Genomic DNA, 16,066 nt, shown 5'->3' on the forward strand with positions numbered 1-16,066 from the left:
TTTTGTTAGCTGCTCTCAGTCGATCGCCGGCAAAAACACCTTCTGCGGCGGCGGATGCATCAAAAATTGCTGGTGCGAGATATTCCACGCATAAGCGCCTGCCAGCGGAAACGCGAGGCAGTCGCCCGGCGCGAGTGCGGCGACGGGTTGGTTGCGTGCCAGGACGTCCTTGGGCGTGCAAAGCTGGCCGACCAAGGTCACCGGGGTGTCGCTGATGACCGGCGCGTGCGTCCCGCGCAGCACGCGGAATGGGTGGTCGTGCGCTTGCGCGGCCGGTGTGCGGAAGTGATGGGTGCCGCCGCGTGCGATTGCGAACCAATGGCCGTGGCTGCGCTTGAGGTCCAGGACCTCCATCAGGTACCAACCGCAGCTGGCGCTGACGTAACGGCCCGGTTCCAGGCGCAGACGCAGCGCGCTGCCGTGTTCGTGCAGCAACGCGGGCAGCCCGGCGCAGAAACCGGCCCAGTCGAACGAGGACTCCGGCGCCAGATAATCCACGCCGAAGCCGCCGCCCGCGTTGACCCGCAACGGCCCGAGCGCATAGGTCTGCCGCCATTGCTGCACGGTGCGCAAGTACGCAGCAACCAGATGCAGTTGCGCGCCGGCATCGCGTTGATGCGACATCAGATGGAAATGAAAGCCCTCCAGTCGCAGCGACGGGCTGACACTTAGTAGCTGCATGGCAGCGTCCAGATCCTGCGGGTCCAGGCCGAATGGCGAGGGCTGCCCGCCCATCATCAACCGCGTGCTCTGTGCGCCGGGCACGGCGATGTTCATGCGCAGAAACACCGGGACGCAGCGGCCAGCGTGTGCCGCAATCGCTGCCAGCCGTTGCAGCTCGCCGATACTTTCCACGTGCACGGTGCAGTCGGGCAGGGCAGCGGCCTGGGCCAGCTCGCTGTCGAGTTTTCCTGGCCCGCCGAACAGCAGCGCTGCCTGCGGTTGCTGCGCATGCAGCCAGGCCAGTTCGCCACCGGACGCGGCTTCGAAGCCATCCACATGCGGCGCCAGCGTCTGCAGGATCTGCGGCTCTGCATTGGCTTTTGCCGCATAGAACAGCTCGCACTGCGCTGGCAGCTGCGCGCGCATCCAGGCCGCATGCGCGTGCAGCGCGGCCAGATCGTACAGATACGCGCAGAGCGGGCCGTCGCTGCTCGCCCGTAGCCGCGGCAGCGCGTGGATCACTGCGGCGGTGTCGATGCGCAGGCTCATGCGGCCACCTGCCGTGCGGTGGTGATGTGTGCAATCGGGTTGGGTAATGGGGTGTAGTCGGACTGACGATCGGCCCGTTGCAGCAGGCGCGTGCCGAGATTGTTCTTGCCCGGCAGCGGGGCGCCGTCGATCAGGCCTTGCAGCGCCGGCTGCGCGCCATGGCGTTGTTGCCAGCGTGCGGCGAGCTCGCCCACGCACTGCCACAGCCGCACCTCCAGCACGCCATCGCCTTCGGTCAGATGGAAGATGGCCTCCGCCAGATTGTTCACCAGCGCGCAGTAGGCAACGCGGTTCCAGCCTTGCTCCGGCGTGTAATACAGCGATTGCCGCGCACGTTCGCCCACACCCTGCAAGCGGCTTTCCGGCCAATGGTGAGCCAGCAGCTTGGTGCCTTCCAGATCGCGAATCCACACGCGCGTCGGCCAGCCGTCGGCAAAGCCGATCACGGTGTTCTGCAGATGCGGTTCCAGCGCGATGCCATGCTGGAACAGCGCGCTCCACACGCCATCCAGCAACAGGGCTGCATAGGCGCGGAACCACAGCAGCGTGGCGGTGTGGCGGTCCATCTGTGCGCTGCTCAGCGCCTGCAAGCGCTGGGCACACACGCTGTTGCCCTGCGTATCACAAGTAAACAGCGCGGCGGCCACCTGCGGCTGCCAACGTGCGCGTTGCGCAGCAGGAATGGTCTTGCGATACAGGATGCCGAAACTTTCGGACAACGCACGTGCGGCTTGCGGGTCGGCATCGTGCAGGTCGCGGTCGATCTGCGCGACATCCAGCGATGTGGCGGCAGGCTCCAGCATCACGTCGAAGCCCGGGACCTGCGCCGCCAGTGCCTGCCAGCTGGGCGCCAGCAGGTCGGTCAGCGCGACCGCACTTTCCAGCTCGTACCACGCATTCTTGCGGACGCAATTGGTCAGCCGCACATGCACCGAGCACTTGAGAAAGTAATCCAGCTGCGGGTGATACAGCGTCCTCACCGATGACGTTGGCCGTAGTACGTCGCCGCGCAGGCCGACCGGCGTGATCCAACCGCGCGCTTGCAAGGTGCGCAGTAACGGGTCGTCGAGCAGGCGTTGCGCCTCCCACGGATGGCAGGGGTAGAGGTCGTCGCTGCCGGACAGCTGCCTCAGGCTGGCGCGCACGTCCTTGCCTTGCACGCGCAGCAGGCGTGAGTCGATACGGAACCAGAACAACTGAAATGCCGCACGCGCTTCCGGTGCACAGGCGAGCACGTGGTCGAGTGCCACGCCTTCGCGGCTTTTTGGTGTGGGGTGCAGTGCGTGGCCCCACAGCATCGATTGCTCAGCATCGATCATCGCATCGCCGGTAGGTGCGGTGCGGTGTGCCTGGCGCAACATCGCCGCGGTGATCGCCACGCTGTTGGCGCTTTGCGCAAGCAGCTCAGGATTGACCGCCTGCGTGCTGCCCAGCGATTGCAGCAGGCAGCGCGCCAACGCATGCGCGTCGAGCGCGTGCCAGGGTTGGCCGGCACTTTTGAGAAACGGTGTGGACGCGAAGCGGCAGCGGCCCAAACGGTCTGCGTAGGCAATGCGCACGCACACCGCGCCGGTATCGCCCAGGTCGATGCGCAGCCAACGTTGCTCGGCCATGCGCGGCCCGGGGCGATCCAGCCCGCGGTAATCGAAATCGGCTGCGCGTTGCGGGATGGCAAACTCGCGCAGGTAGCAGTTCAACCAGCAACTGCAGGCCTGTGCATCGGCCATGCTGTCGTACCAGGGGTCATGCATCGTGTGCAGCGACATCGGCAGTTCTCCTCGAAGGAAAGCGCACCGCAACGGTGAGCGCAGCGCCAGCCGCAGCTACGGCGGCGGCCAGGAAAGGAAGTGCGGGGCCGGCGGCCTGGGCCAGCGCACCGGCTGCGGCGCCAGCGGCCACGCCGGCCCACTTGCCGCAGGCATCGAAACGGCCGAACAGGCGGCCAGCGCCCTGGCCGCTGGCGACCAGCGCCAGGCTGCGATTGAGCCCGCGCAGGCCGAACAACATGCCGACGCCGAACAGCAGCCGAGCCACCGCCAGCGCGACGGCGTCATGCAACAGCGCCTGCCACAGGCAGGCCAGCGCAAACAGCATCAGCCCCGGGATCAGCCATGCCTCGCCATCGCCGCGCCGCCACCACGGCAACACCACCAGATAGACCAGATGCGGCAGGCTGTAGAGCAGGCCGGCAAGCGCGTCGTGACCGGCGCCGCGAGCAAGCGCGTAGGGAATGAAATACGGAAACGTCACCACCATCGCGAAGCAGAACAGAAATTGCGCGAGCAACAAGGCCGGCCACAACGATGCTGTGGCGGCCAACGGGCGTGTTGCAGGTTCGGTAGCTGACGACGACGTCGCTGCAGCGCGTGGACGCGCGTTGGACTGATCCGCCGGCAATCGCCAGGTCAATGCAAATGCAAGCAATGGCAGCAACGCGAGCGCGCGGTAGAGCGACTGCGCCGGACCCAAGGCGAGGGCCAGCCCCAGCAACGCCGGTGCGCTGACCATCGCCAGTCGCGCCGAATACTGCGTCCAGTCCAGTGCGCGCGCCAAGGGGCCGGCCTGCGGTTGGCTGGCCAGATACGCGTTGGCCGCCGCCAGCGAGCCGCCGCAGGTGCCTTGCACGATCAGGCCGATCACCAGCCAGGTCAGCGAGGGTGCGAAGCCGGCAATCGCAAAGCCCAATGCCAGCCCCAGTTGCGCGCGCAGCAACGAACGTTTGCGTCCGTAGCGGTCGGCCAGCCGCCCCCAGGTGCTCGCCGTCAACGCAGTGCACAAGGTGGGCAACACATACAGCACGCCGCTCCAGCCCACCGCCGCGGTGGGCGCCAGTTCGGCCAAAACCTGCGGCAGAAACAGTGGCATGCCCAGGGCGGTGAAGGCCGCCAGATAGTGGGCCGCCAGCACCGGGGCGAGGATGCGTTTCATCGCTGACCACCGGCATGGCGACGCGGTTGCGGCTGTGTGTGCGCAAACGCGTTGCCGAACGGATTGGGTGCGCTGTCGCCGTAGAACTTGTTGATATCGGTCGCACCGGTGAGCTGCTTGCTGAGCAGGCTGCCGGCGCTGAGCAGGTACTTCACCGGCAGCCGTGGTGCGGCCAGCAGGCGCCGCGCGGGCGCGGTGTCGATGCCATCGGCATCCAGCGTTGCCAGCGTCTGCGCAACCTGGTCCTGCAGTTGCGCAGCCAGCGGCGCGCGCAAGGCCGGCTGCCAGTCGGCTAGACCCTCGAGGACCGCCTGCAGATCCAGTTGCAGCACGATGGTGCAGAACATCTGCGCCAGCGCGTGTGTCTCGTCCACCGCGATCCGTGCGTCCTGCAGCGCGCCCAGGGTGTCGATGTCCGGCAGTTGCGCGCGCAATTGCGGCATCGCGATCCGCGCGGCGTCGTTGTCCTTCATCAACAGGCGCGTGGGCTGGCCGTGCGCATAAACCAGCACGCTGTTCTGTTGATTGGCTTCCAGCGCTATGCCGTAGCGCAGCCACAGCCGCAGATGCACCGCAAGCAACAGTTCGGTGTACTCGCGCCACCAGGCCTGCACATCGCCATGCGCAAACCGGTCGGCCAGATGCAGCGCCAGCGGCCGGCCGTCGGGCATCGGTGCGCATAGCGCGGCCACCGGGACCAGCGTGGTGGCGTCCAGCGGCGGATAACGCCGCACCAGATAGGCCAGATGCCGGGTGTCGCCGACATGCCCGCCATGCGACTCGTCGACGAACACGCAACGTCCCTGCAATGCGGGGTCGTGCGCATCGATACGGCGTAGCGCGCGCTCCAGCCAGTACCCGTCGTACAGCGTGGAAGGTTTGATCAGGCGCAGATTCAATGCGCCCAGCGTGCGCATCGGGATCGGTAGCTTGAGATGCAGATGCGGATGCTGCAGCGGCACCAGCGTGCGCACCGACAGGGTGGGACGCACCTCCAGCCAGGCCTGCGGTGCGCGCAACGCCCCGGGTGGAAGCGCGAAGCCCGGCTGTTCCAGACGCTCCCAGACCAGCGGATGCACCGGCCAGGCGATGTGCGTCGCGGCGAGCGCGGGCGGCAGGCCCAGGGTAGCGAAGTCCGGCCATAACGCCTCTGGCGGCGCGCTGGTGCAACTGGCCAGTGCACGCGGAATCGCCAGCCAGCGCAGCGCGAAGGTGGGCGCAAATTCCGGTGCATAGTGGCGCAGTTCGTCTGCGTCCAGGCCGGCCTTGGCGCGTGCGGTGGGGTAGAACGGATGATCGCGGTAGCTGGCCAGCTGGTCGCAGCGGTACGCGCGTTCGGCGGCATCGTCATGCTGCAGCGCCTTGGCCAATGCAGGCGCCTGCGCGGCATAGGCCTGTTGCGCAAGACCACGGTGCGCGGCGGCGCACTCGGCTTCGTCGGCATAGGCACGATGCAGCTCCTGAGTCTGCACATCCAGCTCGGCGCTCATGCGTTGCAGCCACGCACGCGCGCCCTGTTCGACATACGCAGCGTCGGAACCCTGCACGATCCAGCGATCGCCGCAGGCGCTGGTGTCCTGCAGCACGCCGTGGCGATGGATCGGCAACCACAGCGTGCCGTTGGGCAGATGCTCGATGCGCCACCAGCCGTCCACCGGGCTGGGGTCGGTCCACGCAGCCAATACGCTCGCGTCGGGCGTGGCTGGCGTGCCACGGCTGATGATCGCGCGCAGGTCCTCGCGCAGGCAGGCATCGATGATGCGGGTGGCGATGTAGCGTTGGTCGGCGGTGCTGCTCATGCGCGCACCTGCGCGTTGTCGATGCGCCAGTGCAGGCCCGCTTCGGCATGCACCACGGCCTGTTGCAGCGCCTGTGCATCGCTGGCTACGGCGCTCAACACGCCCAGGTAATCCTTGTTGGAATGGCTCAGCTGGATGCGCTCGCCCGGTGCACGCATGCGCCGGTACTGCACGTCGCTGCGCGCATCGTGATGACGGCGGTCTTCGCTGGCGGTGACCAGCTCGCCGTCGCGCTCGGCCACGTAATAGCGCAGCAAGGCATGCGCGCGGTCACTGCGCAGCTGCGGCAATGGCTGGCCCAGATGCGGCGCCAGTGCCGCGGAAAACCATTGCCCGCCAAACATGCCGTCGAGCAGAAATTCGCGGCGGTCGCCGATGCTGCGGTAGTTGATTTCCACCAGCACCGGACCATCGTCGGTGAGGATGAACTCGCTATGGCATAGACCGAATCCGACGCCGAAGGCGCGCAGCTGCTGCAGTGCCTGCGCAATCACCGGCGTCTGTACATGCGCATCCCACTGCGCTTCGCATTCGACAAAATGCGGCGGTGGCGACAGCCGCACCTTGAAACCGCCGATGGCGTGCAGCGTGTGCCCATCGCCCAGCGTTTCCAGGGTGAACAACGGTCCGTGCAACATGCCTTCCAGCAACACGGTGCGCTGTGGATGGCGCTGCCACAGGTCGTCCAGATAGCTTTGCAATTGCGCAGCATCGGCGCAGTGGCGTACATCCAGGCTGGCCACGCCTTCGCGCGGCTTGGCCACTACCGGCCAAGGGATATCCGTTGGCACTGCGGCGCCCGACGTCAGCGTGCAGAACCACGGGCAGGGCAGGCCGCGTGCACGCAGGCGTTGCCGCATCGCCGCCTTGTTCTTGGCGGCGTAACACACCTGCCAGTCTTTGCCCGGCAGCCCAAAGCCGGCAGCCACCAGTGCGGTGCTGGTCTGCAGATGATCGCTGTTGCTGAAGACCGCGCGCGGCGCAATGCCGGCGTCGTGCAAAACATCCAGCACGCCCAGCGGATTAAAGACATCGCATTCGATCACCCGCTGCGGCGCCTGCGCAGGGTGGTCGCGGAAATGGGCCAGGTGATCGAGGCGATGGTCGGTCAGCAACCACACCGGAACGCCTTGCGCGTGCGCGGCCGGCAAAAAGCCGTCGGTGATGGCCGGGTGGCAGACATGGGTGAGGATCACCAACGGTGCAGCGGATGTCGCAGTCATGGCAGTTCTCGTTCGACAGGGCGGTGGGAAAACCGGTACTGAAACGGGCTGCCTGGCGCCATGATCGGCGTTGGGTGGCCTGCGATGCATCGATCGCAATGCCGCGTGCTGCGGCGCTGATGCGTGCTTCGTGCACGCTGTGTTTCTGGCGGCGGCCACAGCGGGATCGCCGTTGCCGTCGTAGGTGACCGATGCCCCTGTACATCGGTCGTATGGTGCTGCTGCTCCGTGCAGCGTGACGCTGATAAAACGTTGCAACCCTCGATCAGGTGCGCGTGGCGGCGACGAACAACTGCGCGAGTAGCACTTGCTTTTTGCTACCGCCTGCCGTGCGCACCGCGGTTAGAACGTGTACTCCAGACCTGCAGTGAACGTGCGTGCGGGTGCGGCCTGACGGCCCCATGGGCTGGTGTCCACGCCGCGGAACCAGTACTGCCGGTCGAACAGATTGTTGATCGCCAGCGACGCGCTGAATTTTTGTCCATCGCGTTCGAACAAGGTATGGCTCACCTGCGTGTTCCAGACCATGTAGGCGGGCAACTGGCCCACCGAGGCGATGGCGTTTTCCTGCACGGTGTTGGCCGCATCGCTGAAGGCCTTGCTGAAGTAGTAGCCGGAGAGCGCGACAGTGGTATGACCGAACGCGTAGTTACCGCCCAGGGTGATCTGATTGCGCGAGGTGTAGGGCACGCGGAAACCGCGGAACGCCCCCGATTCCTGGCTGGCATCCAGATACGCGTAGCCTGCGTTGAGGGTGAGCGCACGCAATTGTTCCGGGCTCCATTGCAGCTCCACCTCGCCACCTTGATGGCGGGTCTTGCCCAGATTGCGGAACACGCGGGTGGTGTTGTCCAGCTGGATCTGTTGATCGAAGTCGATCAGGTAGCCACCGACCTGGATGCGGGTACGGTCATTGGGTTGATAGCGTGTGCCGGCTTCGTAATTCCACGCCAGCTCGGCATCCAGATTGTTGCCGAAGATGATCTGGGTGACCTGCGGCGCGCGCATCGAGCGCTGCCCGTCCGCATAGAAGAACCATTGCGCGTTGGCCTGGAAGCCGACCGTCAGGCCGGGCAGCACGTCGCGGGTCTGGTTGAGCGTGCTCACCCCGGTGGTGCGGTTGAAATAGCGCGAATCCAGGCGCTCGTAGCGCAATCCGGGGGTGATGGTGATGCGCTCGTCCGGCAGCGTGATCGCATTGCTCACATAGGCGGCCAACGCACGGTCTTCGAACTGCCAATCGCGCACGCTGGTGAACAGGCCATCGCGCAAGCGCAGGTTGCCAACCAGAAAATCGATGTCCTCGCGTACCGCGCGCACGCCGGCGGTCCACTGCTGACGCACGCCGCCGGCCTCGCCCATGCTCCAGTTCAGCCGTGGTTCGCTGCCCACCACGCGGAAGTCGCGCGGCGCGGTCTGGCGCAGTTGCGGCGGCAGGTCCGAGCGCCAGGTTTCGGTGGCGGCCTGACGCATGCCGACGATGAAATTGCGGCTGCTGCGCGCGCTGAAATTGGTCCAGGACAACCGAACATCCTTCATCGGCCCCCAATCGCCCAAGAGTTGCTCATAGCTCAACGATGCACGCGTGGTGCGCCCGTTGAAGCTATCCAGCGGGCGCGTGGACTGGCGCGGGTCGCGCCGATAATCGTCCGGGCTGAGCGCACCGGCCAGATCCATGTCCACCAGATACCGCTGCACGCTGGCCTTGATCAACTTGGTGTCGTCCAGCCACCACTCCGCACGCACGCGCAGATTGCTGATGTCGGTATCGCTATGTGCGCGCCAATATTCGCCCCAGGTGCGATTGGCATCGACCTGCACGCCGAAATTGTCGGTGAGATAGCCGCCGCTGCTCAGCGCGCTGTCCTGCAGAAACTGGCCCTGGCCACCGGCAGTGACCTTGTGCGCCAGCGTGGTGCTCCACTCGCTGGGAATCTCCTTGCTGACCAGATTGATCACCCCGCCCACATTGTTCGGCCCGTACTGCACGGCCGCGCCGCCGCGCACGATGTCGATGCGATCGATCTGATTCAGACCCACCGGAAACAACGACAAGCTGGTCTGCCCATACGGCGCCAGCGCCAGCGGGATGCCGTCTTCGAGTACCTGCACGCGGCCGCTGCGGCTTTCGTACAGGCCGCGCAACATAATCTGCGGCAGTGCGCCGGTGCCGGTTTCGTCGAAGATCTTGATGCCCGGCACACGTTGCAGTGCATCGTCGAGCGAACGATTGCCGCCAGTGCGCAGCTGCTCGCGGTCGATCACCTGGCGGCTGCCCGCGTAACGTTGCACGTCATCCGGTTTGGAACGGCCAAGCAGGCTGCCCTGCACCTGGATCGCATCCAGTGCGCGGATCGGTGTCTGACCATCGACGACAGTGGCTTCGTTGGCAGCCGGCGCATCAGTGGCAAGCGCCAGCTGCGGCAGACCGCAGCAGGCCGCGGCGATGGCGAGGGTCAGGGTGTGCAAACGGATCGGCGACATCTACGGCGTGCTCCTGCAAGCGGGTAGGGAGGCGGGCGCGTCGAAGGTGGCCAGATGGCCGCGCAGCGCGCGTTGAATCAGGGCGCGATCTTCACCGGCGAGCAGCCAGCGCAGATCCGGTTGTTGCAGCCAGTGCGCGCGTTGCGCATCGGTGCGTGGATTGGGGCAAAACGGCACATCGGCGTCGCGGCAGTGCGCGTGCAGCTGCAGCAGCAAGTCCCACACCTGCGCATGCGTGGGCTGCGGGCCCAGGCCCAGGTCCAGTGCAAGATCGAGCGCGCCTTCCATCACCAGGGCCACGCCGGGCACGGCGAGAATTTCCGGGAGCGCGGCAACGCCGGCGGCGCTTTCGATCATCGGCACGATGCGGATATCGCGGTTGGCCTGGGCGATATACGTGGGCAAATCGACGTTGCCGAAGCCGGTGACGCGGCCGCCGGTGATCCCGCGCCGGCCCAGCGGCGGGAACCGCGCCGCGGCGACGGCGCGCGCCATCTGCTGCGCCGATTCGGCACGCGGCACCACGATGCCGCGCGCGCCGGCATCGAGCACCCGGCCGATCAGTTTTTCGTCCACCTCCGGCACCCGCACCCACGCCTCGCAGCCGGACAGCTCACAGGCGCGGATCGCGTGTTCCAGCTCGTCCGGCGCGCGCAACACGTGCTCCAGGTCCAGCACCACAAACCCATAGCCAATGCGGCCCAGCAGCTCGCACAGCTGCACGCTGGGCAATGCATTCAGAACGCCAACCGCGTACGCCATGGAAGAGGCTGCCAAGGAAACGGGCGCTCATCCTGCTCTTGATGGGAATGATTATCAAGTGTGTTGGGTGGTTACTTTTCGTGACTAGGACACTTGCGCTCGTTGCCATTGTCCCTGGGCTCCACGATGCAGGGAGGCTGAAGATCAGCGTTTCTAGCAGCGGTTGAACCCAAACAGATGCGCTCTATGCGTTGGATAGTGTTGCATCGCCATACGCGAGTGGCAGCATGATTTAAATGCAGCAATTGGTTTGAGTGTTGCGAGCTCTAAGCCTATCGCCATAGATTTTGCGTTTTCCAGCCAAACGTCACGTGGATGAATGCATTCCGGGTGTTGGAGGTATAACACATGTGTAATTGATGCCGAAAAGACCTAAGGAAAGACGTAATAGTTAGTGAATCTTGCACGCTTCATGGAAGCGGCGTAGGCTCCTGCGAAAGGATGCTGATTGGCGAAAACACCATGTGTCGCAACTACGCCCTATTGCTTTGCGTATCCCTCGCCATGACATTGGGCGCTTGCGGTTTAAAGGAGACGAGCATGCAGTCACAGGATAAGCAGGTGAGTGACGCTGACGGCGATCCTGTTTATCGGAAGAACCCGCATCCCAAGCAGGCTTATCGGATTACGATGACTATCGATGATGCGCCGGGGTCGTTTGAGCAGGTGTTAGGTAAAGCGTTCTACGATATGACGAACCGCGATCAGTGCGCGCCTTTCGATGCGTCGTTAGGTATGTCTACAAAGCCAAAAGAGCATGCAATACCCATTGTTTTTCAGAAAATCAATAGCACGGCCTACGCTGCGATGGTTTATGCGGATGGCATGGTTGATGCTGACTACTACGGCAAGGGTGTCTGCCATTGGGAATTTGGAGGTCTCGGCGTTTCCCTAAAAGCAACAGGGAGTAAGGTGGAAACGGTCTTTTCGCCTAGTCTGGAAAAAGAGTATCTTTATAAAGATAAGTCTAAAAAGATATTTTTTTGGTCAGGCGGATATCCCAGCAGTAAGCTGGGAGGTTACGTCGACTTTGGTGAAGAGTTTGCTGAAAAATATGCAGAGCCAAATAGAAGTAACTTGTTTCTCATAACTCTCAACGCAGAGAGGGTTGCCCCGTGAGCCTCACTAGTCAGCAGTATGCCGCGCTGACGCGCGATGCATATGACAAGCCTGAAGATACTGGAGAGCGAAGCGCTGTTGTAGATATTGGCGGTTTGCCTGTCCGACGTCTGCAATACGTGGACAAGCCGTCAGGCTACCAAGGCTTGATCTACGAGAGGGTCGATACCGGTGAAATGGTAGTTGTCCACCGAGGAAGCGAGTTCGATCGCCAGCCCATCCTGGACGGCGCACTCGCCGACGGTGGAATGGTCGCGACTCGTCACAATGCGCAGATAGCAGATGCCATCGCTTTTACTCAGGGCGCCTTGAACCGTGCAGAACAAAAGCATGTCAGTACCGGCCAACCAGCGCCCGATGTGACGGTTGCAGGCCACTCGCTCGGCGGCAATTTGGCGCAGGTTACTGCACATCACTTCGGCCTCAAGGGCCAGACCTTCGACGCCTACGGTGCGGTCAGTCTGGATCGGCGGATTCCGGAAGGTGGCAACGATGTTATCAATCACGTCATGGCCGGCGATGCGGTCAGCGCTGCCAGCCGGCACTACGGGCGGGTCGAGATCTATGCCACGCCGAATGAAATCGCTACGCTGAAAAAGTCCGATTACGCCAACGACAACAGTGTGCTGGACGCGCGCGATCCCTTGTCTGCTGCAGTCAGGTTGGGCGAGTCGCACCGCATGCACAACTTCCTTCCGATCGATGGCGCTGGCAAACCAGATCGCTCCGTGCTGGAAGACCCGACAACACAACAGCTGGCACGGCAATACGCGCCGATGATCGCAAAGTATCGCGATGACGTAGAAGCGCTGCGCTCAGGGGTGACGTTGTATTCGCGAGGCGTGCCGGGGCTTGCCCGCGATGGAGTTGACCACCTGCGTGGTCCGGTGGAGCCGGGTGTTGGGCGCCTGGAAATGGAAGCGCCGAGCTGGCAGCAGCAGATGCAGCAGCTCCAGCAGGACCGCGATCGGAGCCATGCACCGCAGGCATGGCAGGTTCCGCTGAGGGAAGACATGCAAGTTGATCGAGCGCTAGCACCGCAGAGGAGCGGATCTCCATCGGTGCGGGAAGATCCAGGCGCGTTCCTGGACCGCATGTTGGCCGCTGCGCAAAGTGGTGATCGCGACCAGTTCCGGCAGATGACCCAGGTATTGGCCAGCGAGCCGCCCGGCCGTGCGCTACGCGCCGAAGCCGTCGATGCGGTGAACCAGCACGAACAGCAGGCCGCGCAGCAAGCGATGCAGGCGCAGCGGCAGCAGGCAGAGACACAACAGCAGGAAACGATGCGCGTCGGCGCGCGCAGCCTGTAGTCGTCATCAAGACAAAGGCAGGACGCACGATGAACGCACAAGATCCGCTTGCGCTGGTTAGCAAGGCAGCCTCTCTCATGGAGCAGTTCGAGCGCCGATGCATCGAATTGGAACAGCAGCAGAACCGCCTCGCGCAACAGCTGGAGCAAGTTGCACAGTCGCTGCCTGGCGTGATGACCCGTTCGACGGAACAGACGCTGCAGCGTGTGCCCGATACATTGATTCGGAGCATGCAGCAAGGAATGGAGCAACCCGTCGCCGGTTTCGAGAAGCGGCTGCAGCAGGCTGGTAACTTGATCGGTGAAGGCGCGCACTCCTTGTCCGATCAACTTAAGCGTATCGAGCGCGGGCAGCGCGTGTTGTTGTGGAAGGGTGCGGCCGTCGTTATCGGGAGTCTGCTGCTCTTACTTGCTGGTGGCGGATGGTTGCTGACCCAGTATCGCGATGAGATTCGTGACAATCAGTTGCGTGCCGAATTACTGCGCGCCTACAACGCAGCCGATGTCACCCTATGCGACGGCAGGCTCTGCGCCAATGTAGAGACAAAGGGCGCAACCTATGGCGACCGACGACAATATCGGCCAGTGAGGCCGCGCTGATGTTCTGCGTCACTCACCAGTTCACCGGCCGCACCGCTCATCCAGCAAATTCGGCGGACGCAGCGAGCGCAGGTCTGTCAGACATCCACTCCTGCAGTGGGCCGGCGCAGCGGCTGGAGTTTCGGCCGGGCTAGTTGCCGCAGGAATCTGCGCCTGGTGCGTATCGCACCTGTGGTGCTGCGGCGCGATGTCTACGTTTGCCCAATGGCTTTATCTGCAGTGTCGTCGGCTTCGCCGCCAGGCGGCGATTACGACGCCGGCACGTTCAACGCACGGTACGGCGGCGTGGACATCACCATTTCGGCCAGCGAGTAGGCCAGTTCGCGTTCGGCCAGCACTGCGCCGTCGGCGCCGTGTTCGAGCAGATGCTTGACCTCGGCATCGCTATGCGCGCGCGCCAGCAAGGTCAGCGACGGGTTGATCGCGCGCAGCTTGGCCAGCGCTTCGCCGGCTTCCAGCGGTTGCGGGATCGCCAGAATCGCGATTTTCGCGTTCTCCGGGCGAGCTTCGGCCAGGACCCGGTCTGCCGCTGCGCTGCCGCGGATGCCGGGGATACCGGCTGCATGCGCCTTGGCCACGTGGTCGCCGTTGTCGTCGATCACCAGCACCGGCACGCCACGGCTGCGCAGCAGCTGCGCCAGCGCGCTGCCTACGCGGCCGTAGCCGATGACGATGGCATGCCCGTCGGCCGGCAATGGCGGGCCGGGCGGCAGTTCCGGCTCCACCTTGGCCGGTGCATCCTGCGCTTGCTTGGCCTGCCAACGGTCCAGCCACGAGAACAGGAAGGGGTTGGCCACGATCGACAACAACGCGCCGGCCAGGATCAGATCGCGCCCGGTCTCCGGCAGGATCGCCAGTTGCACGCCCAGCCCGGCCAGGATGAAAGAAAACTCGCCGATCTGCGCCAGGCTGGTGGAAATGGTCAGCGCCGTGCCGGTGGGGTGGCCGAACGCGCGCACGATCACAAACGCCGCCAGCGACTTGCCCACGGTGATGGTCAGGAAGGTGGCCAGCACCTGCCACGGGTGCGCGATCAGAATCATCGGGTCGAACAACATGCCCACCGACACGAAGAACAGCACCGCAAACGCGTCGCGTAACGGCAGCGAATCGCTGGCGGCCTTATGGCTGAGCTCGGATTCCTTGAGCAGCATGCCGGCGAAGAACGCGCCCAGTGCAAACGACACACCGAACAACGTGGCCGACACGAACGCCACACCCAGCGCGATACCGAGCACGGCCAGGGTAAACAGCTCGCGCGAGCCGGTCGCAGCCACTTTTTCCAGCGACCACGGAATCACTCGCCGGCCGATCACCAGCATCGCCGCGACAAACGCCACCATCTTGAGCAAGGTCAGTCCGAGTGCGGCCAGCAGCGAGCTGGACGCGCCGTCGTGCGCAGCTGGCGTACCGGTCCCGAGCGCATCCGCCAGCGCCGGCAACAACACCAGGGCCAGCACCATCACCAGGTCTTCGACGATCAGCCAGCCCACCGCGATGCGGCCGCGCTGGGTGTCCAGCAAGCGGCGTTCTTCCAGCGCGCGCAACAGCACCACGGTACTGGCCACCGACAGCGCCAGGCCGAACACCAGGCCATGAATCAACGGCCAGCCCATGCTCCAGGCCAGCGCCCAGCCGAGCAGCGTGGCCACCACGATCTGCGCCAGCGCACCGGGTACCGCGATCCACTTCACTTCCATCAGGTCTTCGAGCGAGAAATGCAGGCCCACCCCGAACATCAGCAACATCACGCCCAGCTCGGACAGCTGGTTGGCCATGGTCTGATCGGCCACGAATCCCGGTGTAAACGGCCCAACGCAGACGCCAGCCAACAAGTAGCCGACCAGCGGCGAGAGCTTCATCTTCTGCGCGAGCGTGCCCAGGATGAAGGCGACCGCGAGGCCGACGGCGATGATGTCGATGAGGCTGGTGTCGTGGTGCATTCCAATCCGTTGTGAGAGTGTCCGAAGTGATGAAACGGCGTGACCAGCCAAACGAACTGCGCCGGGCAGCGCCTGCGGGCATCGCGAATGAAGTGCTGGAATCCGGCGCGGGGGACCAGGGCCGCAGAGCGGTCCGGTTGGCCGGACGCCCATAGTACACAGCGCATGATTAACGCGATGCGACACGTAGCGCATGCGGCCGCGAGCGGCGATCCGTTGGCGACGGTGATGCGGGTCGCTCGAACCGATGCCAGCACTGCCAACCGACGGACCGCTGCGGCCGCGGCGTCGCCGGACAGCACATCCATCGATAGCACATCCATCGACACCGGCCACCATCGACAGCGCACTGCGACTGTGCCGCAGCGCTGAATAGCGTCGTGACGACGCGCCGCGTAACCATGGCCGATTGCACGTCCCCAGGTCACCCGCACAGGCAGTGGTTTGGGTGTGCACGCCATCGCTGGCCCTTGGCTGCAACAGGCGCGAATCGATCGCTACGCGGCTACGCGCGTGTCTCGCAACGCGCAACGCGTGCGACGTTGCGCATGCAACGCGGCAATCGTGGAGAGGGTTGCGCGCTGTCATCGATGCGCACGCGCGATGACGCAACGGCGTCGTCGCACAGGGTTTGAAGTTTGACGACACGGCTTCGCGCCTGTGTCAGGCAGATGCGCAACGACGGCT

General features: G+C 64.5%; 11 protein-coding genes. 3 read left to right on the forward strand and 8 right to left on the reverse strand.

Annotation, left to right across the window (positions count from 1 at the left end; translation table 11 throughout):
* Window positions 1-15: 15 nt before the first annotated feature.
* The 7 genes from ABQZ00_RS03605 to ABQZ00_RS03635 form a co-directional block, all read right to left on the reverse strand.
* Window positions 16-1,212 carry a type III PLP-dependent enzyme gene (locus tag ABQZ00_RS03605; RefSeq protein ID WP_323537569.1) on the reverse strand — a complete coding sequence of 399 codons (1,197 nt, stop codon included), beginning with the start codon at window positions 1,210-1,212 and terminating at the stop codon, window positions 16-18.
* Window positions 1,209-2,978, reverse strand: a complete 1,770-nt coding sequence (locus ABQZ00_RS03610) for an IucA/IucC family protein (protein ID WP_323537568.1) — start codon at window positions 2,976-2,978, stop codon at window positions 1,209-1,211. Before ABQZ00_RS03610 ends, ABQZ00_RS03605 begins: the two co-directional genes overlap by 4 nt.
* Window positions 2,956-4,140 carry an MFS transporter gene (locus ABQZ00_RS03615; RefSeq protein WP_323537567.1) on the reverse strand — a complete coding sequence of 395 codons (1,185 nt, stop codon included), beginning with the start codon at window positions 4,138-4,140 and terminating at the stop codon, window positions 2,956-2,958. The genes ABQZ00_RS03610 and ABQZ00_RS03615 overlap by 23 nt, the downstream gene beginning before the upstream one ends.
* Window positions 4,137-5,939: an IucA/IucC family protein gene (locus ABQZ00_RS03620; RefSeq protein WP_323537566.1), complete on the reverse strand. Its 1,803-nt coding sequence runs from the start codon at window positions 5,937-5,939 to the stop codon at window positions 4,137-4,139. The genes ABQZ00_RS03615 and ABQZ00_RS03620 overlap by 4 nt, the downstream gene beginning before the upstream one ends.
* Window positions 5,936-7,162 carry an ATP-grasp domain-containing protein gene (locus ABQZ00_RS03625; RefSeq protein ID WP_323537565.1) on the reverse strand — a complete coding sequence of 409 codons (1,227 nt, stop codon included), beginning with the start codon at window positions 7,160-7,162 and terminating at the stop codon, window positions 5,936-5,938. The genes ABQZ00_RS03620 and ABQZ00_RS03625 overlap by 4 nt, the downstream gene beginning before the upstream one ends.
* A gap of 342 nt (window positions 7,163-7,504) precedes the next feature.
* Window positions 7,505-9,646 (reverse strand): TonB-dependent receptor family protein, encoded by a 2,142-nt coding sequence (locus tag ABQZ00_RS03630; RefSeq protein ID WP_323537564.1) that lies wholly within the window; start codon window positions 9,644-9,646, stop codon window positions 7,505-7,507.
* Entirely contained in the window at window positions 9,647-10,408 is a 762-nt protein-coding gene (locus ABQZ00_RS03635) for an HpcH/HpaI aldolase family protein (RefSeq protein WP_323537563.1), read from the reverse strand. It lies immediately after the preceding gene.
* Window positions 10,409-10,948: 540 nt separating this feature from the next.
* Between ABQZ00_RS03635 and ABQZ00_RS03640 the strand changes: the two genes are divergently transcribed.
* The 3 genes from ABQZ00_RS03640 to ABQZ00_RS03650 are packed head-to-tail and all read left to right on the forward strand — an operon-like array spanning window position 10,949 to window position 13,436.
* Window positions 10,949-11,527 (forward strand): hypothetical protein, encoded by a 579-nt coding sequence (locus ABQZ00_RS03640; RefSeq protein ID WP_323515579.1) that lies wholly within the window; start codon window positions 10,949-10,951, stop codon window positions 11,525-11,527.
* Window positions 11,524-12,837, forward strand: a complete 1,314-nt coding sequence (locus ABQZ00_RS03645) for a DUF6792 domain-containing protein (protein ID WP_323537562.1) — start codon at window positions 11,524-11,526, stop codon at window positions 12,835-12,837. The genes ABQZ00_RS03640 and ABQZ00_RS03645 overlap by 4 nt, the downstream gene beginning before the upstream one ends.
* 29 nt (window positions 12,838-12,866) lie before the next feature.
* On the forward strand, window positions 12,867-13,436 hold the full coding sequence (locus ABQZ00_RS03650; RefSeq protein ID WP_323537561.1) for a relaxation protein: 570 nt from the start codon (window positions 12,867-12,869) through the stop codon (window positions 13,434-13,436).
* A 248-nt stretch (window positions 13,437-13,684) separates the two neighbouring features.
* Here the strand turns inward: ABQZ00_RS03650 and ybaL are convergent, their stop codons facing one another.
* The gene (ybaL, locus tag ABQZ00_RS03655) at window positions 13,685-15,379 is read right to left on the reverse strand and encodes a YbaL family putative K(+) efflux transporter (protein ID WP_055849022.1); all 1,695 of its coding nucleotides are present in this window, start codon (window positions 15,377-15,379) and stop codon (window positions 13,685-13,687) included.
* Window positions 15,380-16,066 lie beyond the last annotated feature (687 nt).

The organism is Xanthomonas sp. WHRI 10204 (genome assembly GCF_040202875.1).
Lineage (GTDB): Bacteria > Pseudomonadota > Gammaproteobacteria > Xanthomonadales > Xanthomonadaceae > Xanthomonas.

Bases quoted from the DNA above. Each gene is read 5' to 3' on its own strand.
- ABQZ00_RS03605 (WP_323537569.1), bottom strand. From the start codon at position 1,212: ATGAGCCTGCGCATCGACACCGCCGCAGTGATCCACGCGCTGCCGCGG.
- ABQZ00_RS03610 (WP_323537568.1), bottom strand. From the start codon at position 2,978: ATGTCGCTGCACACGATGCATGACCCCTGGTACGACAGCATGGCCGAT.
- ABQZ00_RS03615 (WP_323537567.1), bottom strand. From the start codon at position 4,140: ATGAAACGCATCCTCGCCCCGGTGCTGGCGGCCCACTATCTGGCGGCC.
- ABQZ00_RS03620 (WP_323537566.1), bottom strand. From the start codon at position 5,939: ATGAGCAGCACCGCCGACCAACGCTACATCGCCACCCGCATCATCGAT.
- ABQZ00_RS03625 (WP_323537565.1), bottom strand. From the start codon at position 7,162: ATGACTGCGACATCCGCTGCACCGTTGGTGATCCTCACCCATGTCTGC.
- ABQZ00_RS03630 (WP_323537564.1), bottom strand. From the start codon at position 9,646: ATGTCGCCGATCCGTTTGCACACCCTGACCCTCGCCATCGCCGCGGCC.
- ABQZ00_RS03635 (WP_323537563.1), bottom strand. From the start codon at position 10,408: ATGGCGTACGCGGTTGGCGTTCTGAATGCATTGCCCAGCGTGCAGCTG.
- ABQZ00_RS03640 (WP_323515579.1), top strand. From the start codon at position 10,949: ATGCAGTCACAGGATAAGCAGGTGAGTGACGCTGACGGCGATCCTGTT.
- ABQZ00_RS03650 (WP_323537561.1), top strand. From the start codon at position 12,867: ATGAACGCACAAGATCCGCTTGCGCTGGTTAGCAAGGCAGCCTCTCTC.
- ybaL (WP_055849022.1), bottom strand. From the start codon at position 15,379: ATGCACCACGACACCAGCCTCATCGACATCATCGCCGTCGGCCTCGCG.